Annotated in this window: 12 protein-coding genes; 8 read left to right on the top strand and 4 right to left on the bottom strand. The window is 65.5% G+C overall.

The features are described from left to right. Positions 1-18: 18 nt before the first annotated feature. From ACN22W_RS35570 to ACN22W_RS35540, 7 genes are all read left to right on the top strand, one after another. Complete coding sequence (locus ACN22W_RS35570) at positions 19-4,467, top strand: RHS repeat-associated core domain-containing protein (protein WP_419690691.1); 4,449 nt, start codon at positions 19-21, stop codon at positions 4,465-4,467. Beyond that, on the top strand, positions 4,461-4,934 hold the full coding sequence (locus ACN22W_RS35565) for a hypothetical protein (RefSeq protein WP_419690690.1): 474 nt from the start codon (positions 4,461-4,463) through the stop codon (positions 4,932-4,934). Before ACN22W_RS35570 ends, ACN22W_RS35565 begins: the two co-directional genes overlap by 7 nt. 217 nt (positions 4,935-5,151) lie before the next feature. Beyond that, positions 5,152-6,117: a dTDP-4-dehydrorhamnose reductase family protein gene (locus tag ACN22W_RS35560; protein ID WP_419690689.1), complete on the top strand. Its 966-nt coding sequence runs from the start codon at positions 5,152-5,154 to the stop codon at positions 6,115-6,117. Positions 6,118-6,375: 258 nt separating this feature from the next. After that, positions 6,376-7,725, top strand: a complete 1,350-nt coding sequence (locus ACN22W_RS35555) for a reverse transcriptase family protein (RefSeq protein WP_419690688.1) — start codon at positions 6,376-6,378, stop codon at positions 7,723-7,725. A 313-nt stretch (positions 7,726-8,038) separates the two neighbouring features. Then, positions 8,039-8,368, top strand: coding sequence for an H-NS family nucleoid-associated regulatory protein (locus tag ACN22W_RS35550; protein WP_048248052.1), 330 nt, complete (start codon positions 8,039-8,041; stop codon positions 8,366-8,368). A 293-nt stretch (positions 8,369-8,661) separates the two neighbouring features. Further along, on the top strand, positions 8,662-9,909 hold the full coding sequence (locus ACN22W_RS35545) for an MFS transporter (RefSeq protein WP_412026045.1): 1,248 nt from the start codon (positions 8,662-8,664) through the stop codon (positions 9,907-9,909). Between the two features lie 36 nt (positions 9,910-9,945). Next, positions 9,946-10,503, top strand: a complete 558-nt coding sequence (locus tag ACN22W_RS35540) for a DNA-binding protein (RefSeq protein ID WP_419690687.1) — start codon at positions 9,946-9,948, stop codon at positions 10,501-10,503. Between the two features lie 89 nt (positions 10,504-10,592). Here ACN22W_RS35540 and ACN22W_RS35535 read toward each other — a convergent pair whose 3' ends face one another. Then, on the bottom strand, positions 10,593-11,702 hold the full coding sequence (locus tag ACN22W_RS35535; RefSeq protein ID WP_419690686.1) for a polyamine ABC transporter substrate-binding protein: 1,110 nt from the start codon (positions 11,700-11,702) through the stop codon (positions 10,593-10,595). Between the two features lie 241 nt (positions 11,703-11,943). Then, positions 11,944-12,165, bottom strand: a complete 222-nt coding sequence (locus ACN22W_RS35530) for a hypothetical protein (protein WP_419690685.1) — start codon at positions 12,163-12,165, stop codon at positions 11,944-11,946. Between the two features lie 369 nt (positions 12,166-12,534). On the opposite strand from ACN22W_RS35530, the gene ACN22W_RS35525 reads away from it, so the two are divergent. Beyond that, entirely contained in the window at positions 12,535-13,005 is a 471-nt protein-coding gene (locus tag ACN22W_RS35525; RefSeq protein WP_419690684.1) for a GNAT family N-acetyltransferase, read from the top strand. Positions 13,006-13,018: 13 nt separating this feature from the next. On the opposite strand, the gene ACN22W_RS35520 is transcribed toward ACN22W_RS35525, so the two are convergent. Together ACN22W_RS35520 and ACN22W_RS35515 are read right to left on the bottom strand one after the other, a co-directional pair. Beyond that, positions 13,019-13,843, bottom strand: a complete 825-nt coding sequence (locus ACN22W_RS35520) for a lysozyme inhibitor LprI family protein (protein ID WP_419690683.1) — start codon at positions 13,841-13,843, stop codon at positions 13,019-13,021. An 84-nt stretch (positions 13,844-13,927) separates the two neighbouring features. Next, positions 13,928-14,905 carry a bifunctional helix-turn-helix transcriptional regulator/GNAT family N-acetyltransferase gene (locus ACN22W_RS35515; RefSeq protein WP_419690682.1) on the bottom strand — a complete coding sequence of 326 codons (978 nt, stop codon included), beginning with the start codon at positions 14,903-14,905 and terminating at the stop codon, positions 13,928-13,930. Positions 14,906-15,068: the final 163 nt, after the last annotated feature.

The following is a 15,068-nucleotide window of genomic DNA, read 5'->3' as shown; positions in this document are numbered from 1 at the left end:
ATCAGGATCGATCCCGTCATGTCCCTGCTCGCCGCTGCCCGCCTGGGCGATACCTTTACCCATACGTCCCTGCTCGCGCAGATGCTCAAGGTTGCGTCGACCATCGGGGCCGGGTTGCTGGTCGGCGCGGCGATCGGGGCCGCGGCGGTCTTCATCGTCGGGACGGGCGGGCTTGGCGCGGTCGTCGTGGGTGCGATCGTCGGTGCGGTGCTGTCGCAAGTCGTTAACGCCGCGACGTCGAAGTTCCTCGGCAGCGATTCATTGGAGGGATATCTGTCAGAAAAGGCAGGAGAACTGATCGATAGCTTCATTCCCGGCGAAGTGAAGGGCGCGATCCTGACCGGCTCCGCCGATGTATTCGTCAACAGCAAGGGCGCCGCGCGCGCGGCAGGCGTGCCGAAGCCACCGCTTCCGGTCGGAGTCGAACCGCAGTCGGTCGCCGACCTGTTCACGCCGGTCGACCAGGATCTGGTCGGCTGCTCGAATCACCCGAATCCGAAAGGCGAGCACTTGGCCGAAGGTTCGTCGAGCGTCTTCATCAACGGCCGGCCCGCATCGCGCATCAAGGATGCGACGACTTGCGACGGCAAGATCAATACCGGCTCCACCAACGTCAGCATCGGCGGCGAGCGGCTGCGCGTGCGGGAGGTCACGAGCGAGATGCCGCCGTGGCTCGCGACGATCGCGAAGTACGCGGGTCTCGCGATCGCGATCTGCCAGGCGTTGCGCGGTCACGGATCACTCGCCAGCAAGCTGGCGTGTTTCGCGATGAACTTCGCGATCAACGTCGCCGCGGACAAACTCGTCAGCACCGCGATGTCCGGCCGCCTCGGCCATCCGGTTCACCTGCCGACCGGCGCGAAGATTCTCGACGGAGACGAGGACCTGGATTTCGTGCTCGACGCGCCGGTGCCGATCGTCTGGCAACGCTTCTACAGCAGTCTCGATCCGCGCACGGACCGGCCGCTCGGCCGCGGCTGGAACGTGCCGTATGCGGTCGAACTGCGGCTCGGCGCCGGCGGCGAGAATCCGCATCGGTGGATCGACGCGCAGGGGCGGCGGACGCCCGTGCCCGATCTCCAGCCGGGGCAGAAATACTTCAATCGCAGCGAGGCGCTGACCTTCGCGTGCACGCCGGGTGGCCACTGGATGATCGAGCAGGACGACGGCACCTGTTTCGATTTCGGTTTGCCGGTGCCGGGCGAGATGGTCCAGACGCTGCGCCCGCGCGTGATCGAGGATCGCAACGCCAACTGGCTCAATTTCCATTACGACGCGCAGGGGCGGCTGGTCGAACTCGCGACGATGGCCGGCCATCGCGTGACGATCGACTATGACGCCGTGCATGCGCAGCGGATGGCGCGTGTGATGCTGCATACCGATGGCGGTACGGAATGCCTGGTGAACTATGGCTATACCGCCGACGGGTTGCTCGAGCGCGTCGCCGACGGCGACGGCACGGAGCGGCGCCGGTTTGCCTATGACCCGGCCTCGCGCATGACGATGCATCGGCTGCCGAGCGGGCAATCGGCGTTTTACGCATGGGAGGAGTTCGAGCGCGACGCGCTTGCGGAAGAGAACGGCCTCACGGGGCGCGAGGCGCGTGTCGTCGAGCACTGGACGGATGACGGCGAGCGCTATCGACTGACCTACGATTTCGTGCGACAAGCTACCCATGTGACCGATCATCTCGGCCGCGTGCAGCTGTGCGAATGGAATACCGATTACCTGGTGACCGCGCATACCAATGCGCTCGGACAGACCTGGCGGTTCGACTGGAGTCCGTCTCGCGAGCTGCTGCGCATCGTGGAGCCGGGTAATGCAACGACGCAGCTTCGTTACGACGACGAGCGCGGTTTGCCGACCGAACTGACGAACGCGCTGGGGCAGACGACGCAGTTCGAGTGGCATCCGATGTGGATGACGCTCGAGCGCCAGACGCTCGCGGACGGGCGCCAGTGGGAATACGAGTTCGACATGCGCGGCAATTGCGTGGGCGAGATCGATCCGCTCGGGCAGCGCACCGAGTTCCGGCTCAACCGCCAGGGCAGGCCGGCAGCGATCGTCGACGTGCGCGGCGGGATCGCGCAGTTCGGCTGGGACCGGCAGCACCGGTTGATCGCCCGCACCGATTGTTCGGGGATCACGACGCGGTTCGAGTATGACGCGCGGGGGCGCGTCACCGCGCTCGTCGACGCACTCGGCCATGCGACGCGCTATCGTCACGACGGACGCGACCGGACCATCGAGGTTCAGTTGCCGGACGGCAGCGGCCAGCAATACCGCTGGTCCGCGGCCGACGGCCTTGAGGCTGCCGTCGACGGCAACGGTCATGCCACTTCGTTCGACTATGACGCGGCTGGACGCGTGACATCGAGAACCGATGCGAACGGGCATCGGATCAGCCTCGAATACGACGCGGCCGGGAACCTGTGCACGCTCTACAACGAAGTCCGCGACAGCTACCGGTTCGCGTACGACGCTGCCGATCGGGTGATCGAACAGGTCGGTCCGGACGGCATGCGCGTCGAATACGAGCACGACGCGCGCGGTGCGCCGATCGTGGTCAGGCAAGGTGCCGGTACGCCGCAGCAGATCACGGTCGGGTTGACGCGCGACGCGCTCGGACGTCTGGTCCGCAAGCGTACGCCCGAGACCGTGACGACGTACGGCTACGACGAGGCGGGGCGGCTCGAACGCGTCGCGCGAACCGATCGCGACAACCAGCCGATCGATACGGTGACGTTCGCGTACGACGCGCTGGACCGGCTGGTCGAGGAAGTGTCGGAGACGGTCGACGATGATGGCCAGATGCTGGCGACGCGCTTGGCGCACGAATACGATGCGCTCGGCAATCGGACGGCAACCACGCTGCCGGGCAACCGGACCGTGAACTGGCTGTACTACGGCAGCGGCCATTTGCATCAGATCGCATCGAACGACGAGGTCGTGTGCGACTTCGAGCGCGATCGGCTGCATCGCGAGGTGAGTCGTACGCAGGGTGCGCTGACACTGGCGACGGGCTACGACAGCCTGTCGCGGAAAGTGGCGCAATGGATCGGCGACGCGCAGCACGCGCCGGGCGCATGGACCGCGTTCGGCGCGCGGCAGGGGCAGGACGTGCTGCGCAAGGCGTTTGCGTATGACCGTGCGGGCGAACTGACCGCGCGAATCGATCCGCTCGGCGGCGAATTGACGTACAGCTACGACCCTGCCGGGCGCTTGCTGGGCAGCGCGGCTGCGGGTGCGGGCACGGGCGGGCGGACGGATGCGGCGGGCGTGCTGACGGAGCAGTTCGCGTACGACGCGGCGTCGAATTTGCGGCCGTCCGGGCAACCGGGCCGCGTCGAAGGCAACCGCCTGCTGATGAGCGGTGACCGGCGCTACCGGTATGACGTGCATGGCAGGCTCATCGAGAAACTGACCGGCGGTCATACGATCCAGCGTCTGAAGTACAACGCCGAGCATCAGTTGATCGAGGTGAACACGAATCGACGCGGTGTCGAGCAGACGGTGCGGTTCCGCTACGACGCGCTTGGACGCCGGACCGAAAAGCGCGATGCGTTCGGCACGACACGTTTCGTGTGGGACGGGATGCGTCTCGCGCAGGAGCAGCGCGGGCATCAGGCGGTGACGTATCTGTATGAGGGGGGCGGGTACGTGCCGCTCGCGCGAATCGACGCGCTTCATGAAGACAGTCACTGGCTGTGGCGGCTGTATCACGAGGATGAACGGAACAAGCCGCCGGCGGATGCGAAGCCGGACGCGAAGATCTATTACTTCCATGCGAACGTGAGCGGTGCGCCGGAGGAATTGACCGACCGCGACGGCAAGGTGGTGTGGCGGACGCGGTATCGTGCGTGGGGCAATACGGTGCTGCAGGAGTATGCGCGGGAGTTCCAGCCGAACCCGGTCGGCGATGTCATGCAGCCGCTGCCCCAGACGCTGAGATTCCAGGGGCAGTATGAGGACCTGGAGACGGGGTTCTGCTACAACACGTTCCGGTACTATGACCCGGACGTCGGGCGGTTCATCACGCCGGATCCGATCGGGTTGGCGGGTGGGTTGAATCAGTATCGGTATGCGCCGAATCCACTAAGCTGGATCGATCCGTGGGGCTGGGCGTGCTGGAGTACCGAGCGCAAGAATTATTGGAAGTCCGTCGGTGAGAACGAAAGTTTGAACCCGACCGGACGGTATTCGCAAAACAACATCAACGAAATGGCGGCGGGTAGAGCGCCAAAGATGACAGTCGAGGTTATCAACCGGAAGACAGGCGCGATCTCAACCAAGGACGTTGCGATGGAACTGCATCACACCACGATACCGCAGCGTGTTGGGGGAACAGGCGTGCATGCGCCATCGAACCTCAGCGAGTTGACGCCCTGGCAGCATGAGGCGGTCGATCCTTATCGACACACCGGCGAAGATTTGATCAGCACTATAAAGGGAATAGACACATGGTAGAGGATATCCAAGGTTTGTATGAATTTGCTTTTTCTCCTCAATATCAAGAGGTCCTTGATGAACTTTGCGGGCGGGAAGGTATATCTATTCATGCGCAATATAACGATGTAATTTTCAGATTTGATAAGGGTAGGGTTGAGGCGTCCGGGTTGGGCTCGGATGAAATCAAGGCCTTGGTGCAGGAGAAAGATAAAAGATTTATCGATTTTTGTGCTGCAAAGATCAATTTCTTCAGAACGCATGAGACCAAGCAGGATTTCCCGAAGGGAGAGGAGGTTGAGGATTTCGACAAAAAGGAGAAGATCCTTGGCTTTTCTCGTGGAATTTTGGTGATGTACGCCATTGAGTTTCTGTTGGGGATCAAGGGGCAACAGTATCTCGAAGAATATGTAAAAAAATCACGGATTCCGGCTGCAAAAAAATATGTAAAAGACGTGATGGAGTTGATCAGATTGTCTGTCGGATGAACTGCTTGAAATGAATTGGGGGAGTTCTATGGCGATAGGATGGGAAAATCGGGCTCGGGTATCCGGAAGGCTATAAGCGACCCACGCGCCGTCGACACCGTTTGATATCGCACCGAGTCGGTTTTTGTAGTGGAATGTCGGAGCAATGGCGTAAACTTTTCGAGTTGGCCGCTGGCCACTCGTCGCGCCACCCGCATCATTTTCCGAGTCGCAACCCATGCCACGTACACCCTCGTCGACCGAACTTCCGTCCGTCCTCCTCATCGGTGCCTCCGGCCTGCTCGGCCGAGCGGTCGCCGCGTCCCTTGTCAGCGAACCGTCGCTGTCCCTCATCGCGACCATCCGGAACCCGCAAAGCGCGGGCGCAAAACTGCTCGCACTGCCACCGGACAACATCACCGAGCTCGACGCCCTCGACCAACCGGCCCTCGAACACCTCTTCGAAACCCGCAAACCCGCGGCCGTCATCATCTGCGCCGCCGAACGCCGCCCCGACGTCTGCGAAAACAACCCCGCCGCCGCCCGCGCGATCAACGTCAACGCCCCGGCCCGCATCGGCGCGGTCGCCGCGCGATATGGCGCGTGGACACTCGGCATCTCCACCGACTACGTATTCGACGGCAAGGCCGCCCCGTACCGTGAAGACGCCCCCCCGAATCCGCTGAACATCTACGGCCGCACGAAGCTGGAAGGCGAGGCGGCACTCCTCGCCGCGTCGCCGCTGTCATGCGTGCTGCGCCTGCCGTTGCTGTACGGCCCGATCGCCGACTGGAGCGAATCGGCCGTCACGAGCCTCGTCCCGGCGATCGTCGCTTCCGCGCGCCCGGGGGCCGACGCGGTCGGCATGGACGCATGGGCGATCCGCTACCCGACCTACACACCGGACGTCGCGCAGGTCATCCGCGATCTGACGCTGCGTCATCTCGCCGGCGCGTCCGTCACGGGCATCCGTCATTGGTCGGGCGAGGAGCCGATGACGAAGTACGACATCGCGCGTCGGATCGCGGCCGCGCTCGGCATCGACGCATCGCTCACGCGGATCGACCAGCCGACCGATGCGACGCCGCGCCCGTACGATTGCCATCTGGACGCCTCGCGCGTGCGCCAGCTCGGCATCGATTACGCGACGCCATTCGATAGCGCGTTGCGCACCGTGCTGGGTGGTGCGCCGCAGGCGCTGTAGGATCGGGCACGGCCCGCCCATGCCGGCGCGAGTCGCCGTCACGTTTGACATGCCGCCTTCCCGGCCATTAAAGTCGCGTCGCGGGGCGGTGGGTCAAGCACACGCCCGGAACAGGCAGTCGATGTTCCAGGACTACGGGGCTACCCCGTGGATGAGATCGACACCCCGATGCGTCGCAAGAGCCCGAGTTGCGCGTCGCGCAACGGCGGCTCTCGCAGTACCGGTCACGTTGACTCATCGTCCCGCCCCTCTCTGCCCATGCACTCATCCCTGCGCGATACCGTCCACGTGATTGCCGAAGCGATGCTGGCCGGTTCGCCCGAACGCGGCAGTGTCGTCGCGCGGATCGCGGCCGTGCTCGGCGATGCGCCGGCCTGGGCGCACGAAGCCGCGGATGACGCGCTCGCGCGCTTCGGCGCGAACTGGGCCGATGCCGACGTCGACGCCGTTGCCGCGGTCGTAGCCGATACACCCGGGTTCGTAAGCGCATGGTACGGCGACCATCGGCCGACCGTGATTCGCGTCATACGGCGGCCGCTGGTCCAGCGGCCGTTGCCGGCGCCGCTTGCCGGCTGCGACGTGCCGCAATGGGCGACGCCCGGCGATCTCGCGGGCTGGCTCGGCATGAGCGCGGCGGAACTCGACTGGTTGTCCGACCACTGGCGCGTCGATGCGCGCGACAGCGCCACGCCGCTGCATCACTACACGTACGTCGCGGTCGACAAGCGCAGCGGCGGATGCCGCCTGGTCGAGATCCCGAAGGGACGGCTGCGCGAAGCGCAGCGCCGCATCCTGCATGGGCTGCTCGATCGCATTGCGCCGCACGGCGCCGTACACGGTTTCCGCAAGGGGCACGGGATCGTGTCGTTCGCGGCGCCGCACGCGGATCGCGATGTCGTGGTCCGCTTCGATCTCGCGGATTTCTTCGTGTCGGTGCGCGCCGCACGCGTCCATGCGTTGTTCGTGACGCTCGGGTATCCGGCCGAAGTCGCGCGCACGCTCACCCGGTTGTGCACCAATCGCGTGCCGTCGGCGCGGCTGCTCGCGCGGGACCTGCGCGACCGGTTCGACTGGATCGGCCGGCAGCGCTATCGTGAACGGCATCTGCCGCAGGGCGCGCCGACGTCGCCGGCGCTCGCGAACCTGAGCGCCTTCCGGTTCGACATGCGGCTTGCCGCGCTCGCGCGTTCGCTCGATGCGACCTATACGCGTTATGCCGACGATCTCGCGTTTTCGGGTGGCGGCGCGCTCGCGCGCGAAGTCGAACGGCTGCAGGTCAGGGTTGCCGCGATCGCGCTGGAGGAAGGCTTCACGCTGCAATTGCGCAAGACGCGCGTGATGCGGCGCGGCACGCGGCAGCAACTGGCCGGCGTGGTCGTCAATCGTCATCCGAACCTGGCGCGCGATGAGTTCGATCTCCTGAAGGCCATCCTGACCAATTGCATCCGGCGCGGCCCGGCTTCGCAGAATCGCGACGCGCATCCGGATTTCCGCGCGCATCTCGCCGGACGCGTCGCGCATGCGGTCGCGCTGAACGCGGCGCGCGGCGCAAAGCTGCGCGCGCTGTTCGACCGGATCGCGTGGGATTCCCACGGCGTCGACCGGTAAACCGCCGGCCCGCATCGACTCCGGGCCGCGACTCCTGCAATACGCCTGCTATCATTCGCGCCATGCCGCGCCCGTGCCAGGTGCGGCGCAACACTTGCCGCAGCGGTTCGCCGTGCATCCGCATGCGGCGTGCCGCGCGTTGCCGGCCCAGCCCTGTCCGTCATTGACGCACGACGTCGTTTTTTGCGCGTTGCGCAAACCATGCCGGATCAGGCAAACGATTCACACATATGACAGCACCGATTCGCGGAACTTCGTGGTAGGTTCGCCCATCGGAGCTTTTTGCAAAAACATGCCCAGAGAGGATGAATACATGACCCAGGCCCTGCAGGAACTCGAAGCACAACTTCGGGACCTGAATATCAAGCTGTCGGATGCGAAGCAGAAGGAGAAGCAGGCCGCGCTCGCGGCATTCAAGGAACAGGTCGAGTTGTTGGGAATTTCGCAGCAGGAAGTGCTGAGCGCGCTCGGCTACATCGTCCAGCGAAAACGCAAGGCGCCTGCCAAGTATTACGACCCGACGACGGGCCGCTCGTGGTCGGGCCGCGGCCCGCGCCCGAAATGGCTCGAAGGCAAGGATCTCGACATGCTCGTCGTCGACCGCGAGGCCAAGGCCTGGTGGCCCGGGGACGATCAGGGCTGAAGCCGGCCGCGCCGCCAGGCCGCCCGGCGTTGTCCGGGCCGCGCAGGCGGGCCCGCCGGCAATACTTCGCCGGCACGCTGTCTTTCATCCGGTGTCCGGCCTGACCGCGACATCGCCGGCTTCGCCGCCGACACCGGATCGCCGCTTTCCCGTTCATTGCCTGCAGATTCCCGCTTGCCGTCCCGCAAGCGGGCGCCGACGCGCGCCCGGGTGGCCGCCGCCGGCACGTTCGCCGGCCCGTCGTGCGCGGGCACAGGCCTTAGAATGTCGCCGGACATTCGTGGCAGGACACCATGGCAGCAAACATGAAATCTTCGACGCTCGGCGGCCCGTCGGCCCCGCGCGTGGAGCAGGTCGGGCCGTACGCGTGGAAAGCGCTGGCCGGCTCGGCGATCGGCTATGCGATGGACGGCTTCGACCTGCTGATCCTCGGCTTCATGCTGCCGGCGATCACGGCGGCACTGCACCTGACGCCCGGGCAGGGCGGCGCGCTGGTCACGTGGACGCTGATCGGCGCCGTCGCGGGCGGGATCGTGTTCGGCGCGCTGAGCGACCGCTACGGGCGCGTGCGCGTGCTGACCTGGACGATCCTGCTGTTCGCGATCTTCACCGGCCTGTGCGCGTTCGCGCGCGGCTTCTGGGATCTGCTGGTCTACCGCACCATCGCTGGCATCGGGCTGGGCGGCGAGTTCGGGATCGGCATGGCGCTCGCGGCGGAAGCATGGCCGGCCAGCAAGCGCGCACGCGTGTCGTGCTACGTCGCGCTCGGCTGGCAGGCCGGCGTGCTGCTGGCCGCACTGCTGACGCCGTTCCTGCTGCTCCACATCGGCTGGCGCGGCATGTTCCTGGTCGGCGTGCTGCCCGCGCTGCTCGCGTGGGCGATGCGCAACAAGCTGCACGAGCCGGAAGCGTTCGTGCAGCGCGCGACGCAGCCGAAGTCCAACGCGTTCCGCATGCTGGTCGCGGACGGCCGCACCGCGCGCACGAGCCTCGGCATCGTGATCCTGTGTTCGGTCCAGAACTTCGGCTACTACGGGATCATGATCTGGCTGCCGACCTTCCTGTCGAAACAGATGGGCTTCTCGCTGACGAAGTCGGGGCTGTGGACGGCGGCGACGGTCGTCGGGATGATGATCGGCGTGTGGGTGTTCGGGCAACTGGCCGACCGCATCGGGCGCAAGCCGACGTTCCTGCTGTACCAGCTTGGCTCGGTCGTGACGGTCATCGCGTATGCGCGGCTGTCGGACCCGACGGCGATGCTGTGGGCCGGCGCGCTGATGGGCATGTTCGTCAACGGGATGGTCGGCGGCTACGGGACGCTGATGTCCGAAGGTTATCCGACGGCCGCGCGCGCGACCGCGCAGAACGTGCTGTGGAACATCGGCCGCGCGGTCGGCGGCTTCGGTCCGGTCGCGGTCGGCGCGCTCGCCGCGCACTACTCGTTCCAGACGGCCATCGCGCTGCTCGCCGGCCTCTACGTGCTCGATATGGTCGCGACGCTGTTCCTGATTCCCGAGCTCAAGGGCATCGAGCTCGAATGAGTGCGGCGCGCCGCAACGACTTCACCGGAAACCACGATGCAACAGAAGAACAAGACGATCGGCGTGATGGGCTCGGGCAAGGAACCGTGGCTCGCGTTTTCGGAACCGCTCGGTGCGTGGCTCGCGCAGGCCGGGTTCAACCTGCTGACGGGCGGCGGGCAGGGTGTGATGCTGGCGGTCGCGCGCGCGTTCGCCGGCGTGCCCGGGCGGGCCGGCCGATCGATCGGCATCCTGCCGACGCAGGCCGATCCGCTCGCGGGCTTCGTGCCGCTCGACGGCTACCCGCATCCGTTCGTCGACATCCCGGTCCTCACGCCGCTGCCGCGCCGCGAACCGGGCGCCGATCCGCAGACGATCAACCGCAACTACGTGAACGTGCTGAGCAGCGACCTGATCGTCGCGCTGCCGGGCGGGCCCGGCACGGCCGAGGAGATTTCGCTCGCGCGGCGCTGGCGCAAGCCGCTCGTCTGCTTCGGTCCGGACGGCGCGTTTCGGGAGCTTGCCGCCGGCGCGGTGTGCACATCGTCGCTCGATGACGTGATCCGGTTCGTGGAAGACGCGTTTGCGGCGGAGCCGGCGCAGGCGTTGCGATAGTTCGCGCGATCGATTTCGACCGTGTTCGTTGCGACGCGTGCCCGCGGCGCAAGCCGCCGCAGGCACGATCCGGCATCGCGGCGGCTTGCTCAGCGCCCGGTCTTCAACTGCGCCCACAGCCGGTTCTGCAGCCGGCGAATCTCGGGCGGCATCGGCTTGAGCAGCGTCATCTTGCTCAACACCTCGTCGGCCGGGTACACCGACGGGTCGCGCGCGATCGCGGGCTTCACGTACTGGCGCGCGGCCTTGTTCGCGGTCGGATAGAACACCGCGTTGGTGATGCCCGCGTTGACCTTCGGGTCCTGCAGGTAGTTGATCCACTTCAGCGCGGCATCGCGGTTCGGCGCGTCCTTCGGGATCACCATCATGTCGAACCACAGCAGGCCGCCTTCCTTCGGATTCGCGAAGCGGATCTCGTACGGACGCTTCGCTTCGGCCGCGCGGCGGTGCGCGATGCCGACGTCGCCCGAGTAGCCGAGCGAGACGCACAGGTCGTTGTTCGCGAGATCGTTGATGTAGCCCGACGAGTTGAACTGCGTGATGTACGGGCGCACCTTCTTGAGTACCTCGTACGCGGCGCGGTAGTCGGCCGGGTTCGTGCTGTTCGGATCCTTGCCCATGTACTGTAGCGTTGCGGCGAACACGTCGACGGCCTGGTCGAGGAACGATACGCCGCAGCTCTTCAGCTTCGCCATGTTGGCCGGATCGAACACCAGCGCCCAGCTGTCGGTGGGCGCCTTGTCGCCGAGCGCCTTCTTCACCGCCTGCACGTTGTAGCCGATGCCGTCGGTGCCGTACGCCCACGGCACGCCGTACTGGTTGCCGGGATCGGCGTCGGCGACCATCTTCATCAGCAGCGGATCGAGATTCGACAGGTTCGGCAGCTTCGACTTGTCGAGCGGCTGGTAGACGCTCGCCTGGATCTGCTTGGCCATGTAGTTCGACGTCGGCACGACGATGTCGTAGCCGGAATTTCCCGACAGCAGTTTCGCCTGCAGCGTGTCGTCGCTGTCGTAGTTGTCGTAGCGGACGTGCAGGCCCGTCTGCTTCTGGAAGTTCGGGATCGTGTCCGGTGCGATGTAGTCGGACCAGTTGTAGATGTTCAGTTCGCCGGCCGCGTGGGCGTTCGTGCCGGCGTAGGCGGCAACCGACATGACGGCGGCGGTTGCAATGGTGCGGCGAAGCGTTCGGATTCGCATGACAAGGTTTTCCATGGCGGTGCGCGTATCGATCCGCGATTCGCGGGTCGTTGCGCGACGGTTCTTCGGATGGAGCGGGCGTGCACGACCGCCGCTCGCGCGAGCGCTGGCTGGGCACAACGATCAGGAGTCCATTCGACCTTGCGCCGGCTCGCGAGAAAAAGAAGCGCGAGTTGATCCCTTCACCGGTCAGGCGACACGGCGAGCAGGTCGAACGGAACACGGGAAAGGAGGCGGGGCGCTACGGCAGCAGCGACGCCACGTCGTCGGTATGGATCGCGACGGAGGCGCGCGCGGCGACGGCGTTGTGACGGCGCACGGAACGGCGGGACAGGATGGTGTAGATCGACAGAAACAGGCGAGGACTTTGCCGGCCGTCACTGTCGTCGGCGGACACGATCGCGGCGCGCAGGTTGCGCGCATCGCCTCGTCTCCACCGCACCAGCGGGCCACGGATTCTCACGATTACTCTCGACCGGGTTGTTGAAAGTATTGAACACCTGACGATACGCCAACGACTGCCGTTTCAGTCTTCAGTCATCGCGATTGCCGCGCGGCGGCATCGGCTTCATGACGCGGACTGAAAGCTTGGCATGCCGCGGAATCGCCGAAACATGACGCTCCTGTGAATCATCAGGTAAATCGCTGTAAGGATGTCTCCGGATTTTCCCTAGTGATTCGAATACCGATGAGTGCGTTCGGTGCGAGAAACCACGCTCCGCGAAATGGCGTGTAGGCGAGGGTTTTCCCGGGTCTTGATGCGTCGGAGGCGATGAGAATATTCGACGGTCTGACGCTTGCGCCGCCGTGCGGCGATTAACCGGGAGCGAACGTGTCCGCCTTTGAAATCCGATCCGCGAAAGAGTCCGACATACAGCGGATCTTCGATGTCCATCTGGATTCCGTTACGCGATTGTGTGCCGGGGATTACTCGCGCGAGCAGATCGCCAGCTGGCTGGACGGGCGCACGCCGGCGATGTATCTCGACGCGATCCGGCGTCACGCGCTGTGGGTTGCCGAAGACGGCGACCTGCTCGGATTCGCGGAAACGGCCGGCGAAGAGCTGACCAAGCTGTTCATTCGCGGCGATCGCGCGCGGCGTGGCACGGGGAAGGCGCTACTGGAGACCGCCGTTTCCGGTATCGCGCGAGCCGGATATGCCCGCGTGTATCTCGAGGCGGCGACCGACGCCGTGCCGTTCTACGGCCGGCATGGTTTCGACGTGATCGGACGAGGGCACTTCTCCCACGGGAACAGCCCGATTCAACTGGAAATCGTGAAGATGGAGAGACGGTTGTCGTGAGCATGCCGCCGCATCAATCGGCGCCGATCTTGTCTTCGGCGTACACGAGCTGCTGTAGGCGCGCGGCGGCTTCGTCGCGCATTTCGATCGCGACCTGCGGCTTCACGCCGGCGGAATTTGCAGCCGGGTAGAGCGCACTGATCAGCGGCGGCTGGGCGGCGACAAACGCCTGCCATTTCTGCGACGACATCCGCATCGCATCGCGCGACGTGCGCGGCAGGCGACGCTCGATCGCCTTCGTCGTGTCGTCGATGTCTTGCAGATACAGCGGTGTGGCCTGCGCCGCGCAGCGGCCCATTGCGTCGAGATCGACGAGTGTCGCGCAGTGCGCGCGTTCGAAGCGCGCGCCGCGTTGCGGGACGGTTGCGACACGTTCGGGCTTTGTTTCGGTTGCCGGCGGCAGACGCCCGGTCATGCTGAAGCGGTGTGCGGCGCGATCCGATTCGAAGCGCTGCAGCGTCTGCGCGCGTTGCTGCGTCAGCCTCATCACGTCGTTTGCATTCATCGGCGCATAGACGGTGCCGTGCGTCGTCGCGTAGACGGCATCGATCAGCTTCAGGTCGGCATCTCGGCGTGCGAGCCAGGCGCGCTGCGCGTGCAGCAGTGCCGGGCGGTCCGCGGCCGGCAGCGATGCCTGCAGCGCGCGATAGCTGGCATTGAGCCGCGCGTCCCATGCGCGGCCCGCGTCGCCGATGCATTCGTCCTGGCCGCCCGTCGATGCGTGCTCGGGGTCGTTCAGGCACAGCGTCATCTGCTGGTCGATCGGGTCGATGTCGGCTGCGGCGGCCGGCGCGGTGATCGCCGCGCAGAGCGCGAGGGCCGCGAGACGTTCGAACATGCGTTGCGTCCTTGTGTCGGCGAGTCGGAAATGGTTCGTCGACAGACTATAGCGGCATTCGGAACGGACGCTGCCCGTTGACCATCAGCAGCCTGGCCCCGGCCGGCTGAAGCGTTGTTCGACTACTTCGGTTCCCCAATGCGTGCCCGCGGATTCGCTGGTCAGCGCAAAGCCGAACGACTCGTACAGATGGCGCGCCGAATCCAGGCCCTTGAACGTCCACAGGTAGGTCTCGCGAAACCGCTGCGCGTCGACGAAGCGCATCGCCTGCGTCATGAGCTGGCGCCCGACGCCCGATCCGCGCAGCGCATCGTTGACGATGAACCATCGCAGGTGCGCGACGCCAGTCGCCGGGTCTCCGTCGATCGCGAGCGACGCGAGCGTGCGCCCGTCTTCCTGGCAGAGCCAAAGCGCCTTGCCGTCGGCCGGCAACGTGCCCGCGAACTCGGCAAGCTCGGTCGCCACGCGCTTTTCAAAAAAGGCGCCGAATCCCCAGTGCTCCGAATAAAAGCGTGCGTGCAGGCTCGCGATGTCGCCGATGCAGCCGGGTTGATAGCCTTCGCGAATCGGCAGTGCTTCGGGTGTCGCGGCGGGCGTCCTGGCCGCGTTGTCCTGCGCGAGCGCATCGGCATACAGCGCGAGGGAACGCAGCAGCGCCTGCTGGTCGGCGGGAATCATGCGACGCAACGCATTCGACACCTGATCCGTCGCGAACTTGTCGATTCTTTTCTGGAGTTTTTTCCCGTCGGCAGTCAGGTACAACTCGGTCGCACGTGCGTCGTCGCTCGACACGCGCCGCTCCACGACACCGGCTGCCTCGAGCCGGGCGAGTTGCCTGCTCGTGTTCGATTTGTCCAGCCGCAGGACATGGCCCAGATCCCTGGCGTTGATGCCGGGCGTCATCCCGATCTCGAGGATCGCGTGGACGGCCGACGGCGCCCAGTCGCTGTCGGCCAGCGTGGCGCGCATGAAGCCGAGCTCGCGGACCAGTTTGCGGGAGAAGTCGCGAAGCTCGAGGATGGTCGCGTCGCGAGGCTTGGCGGGAGCGTCGATGAGATCCATGGTTTGCCCGAAATGGTTGCGTATCGCAATCAATAATAGTTGCGAGTCACAACTTGATCAAGGCGGATTTTCACGCGAACCGGTTGTTTCCGGCGGCGGCGTCGAAGCGGATTCAGGGGTCGGGACCAGCCGGCAGGGATCGGCGGTGAATGGTAGTGAAGCG

The sequence above is a fragment of the Burkholderia theae genome, from assembly GCF_048565265.1.
GTDB classification, from domain to species: Bacteria; Pseudomonadota; Gammaproteobacteria; order Burkholderiales; family Burkholderiaceae; genus Burkholderia; species Burkholderia theae.
This window is presented reverse-complemented; position numbering and strand designations above follow the sequence as displayed.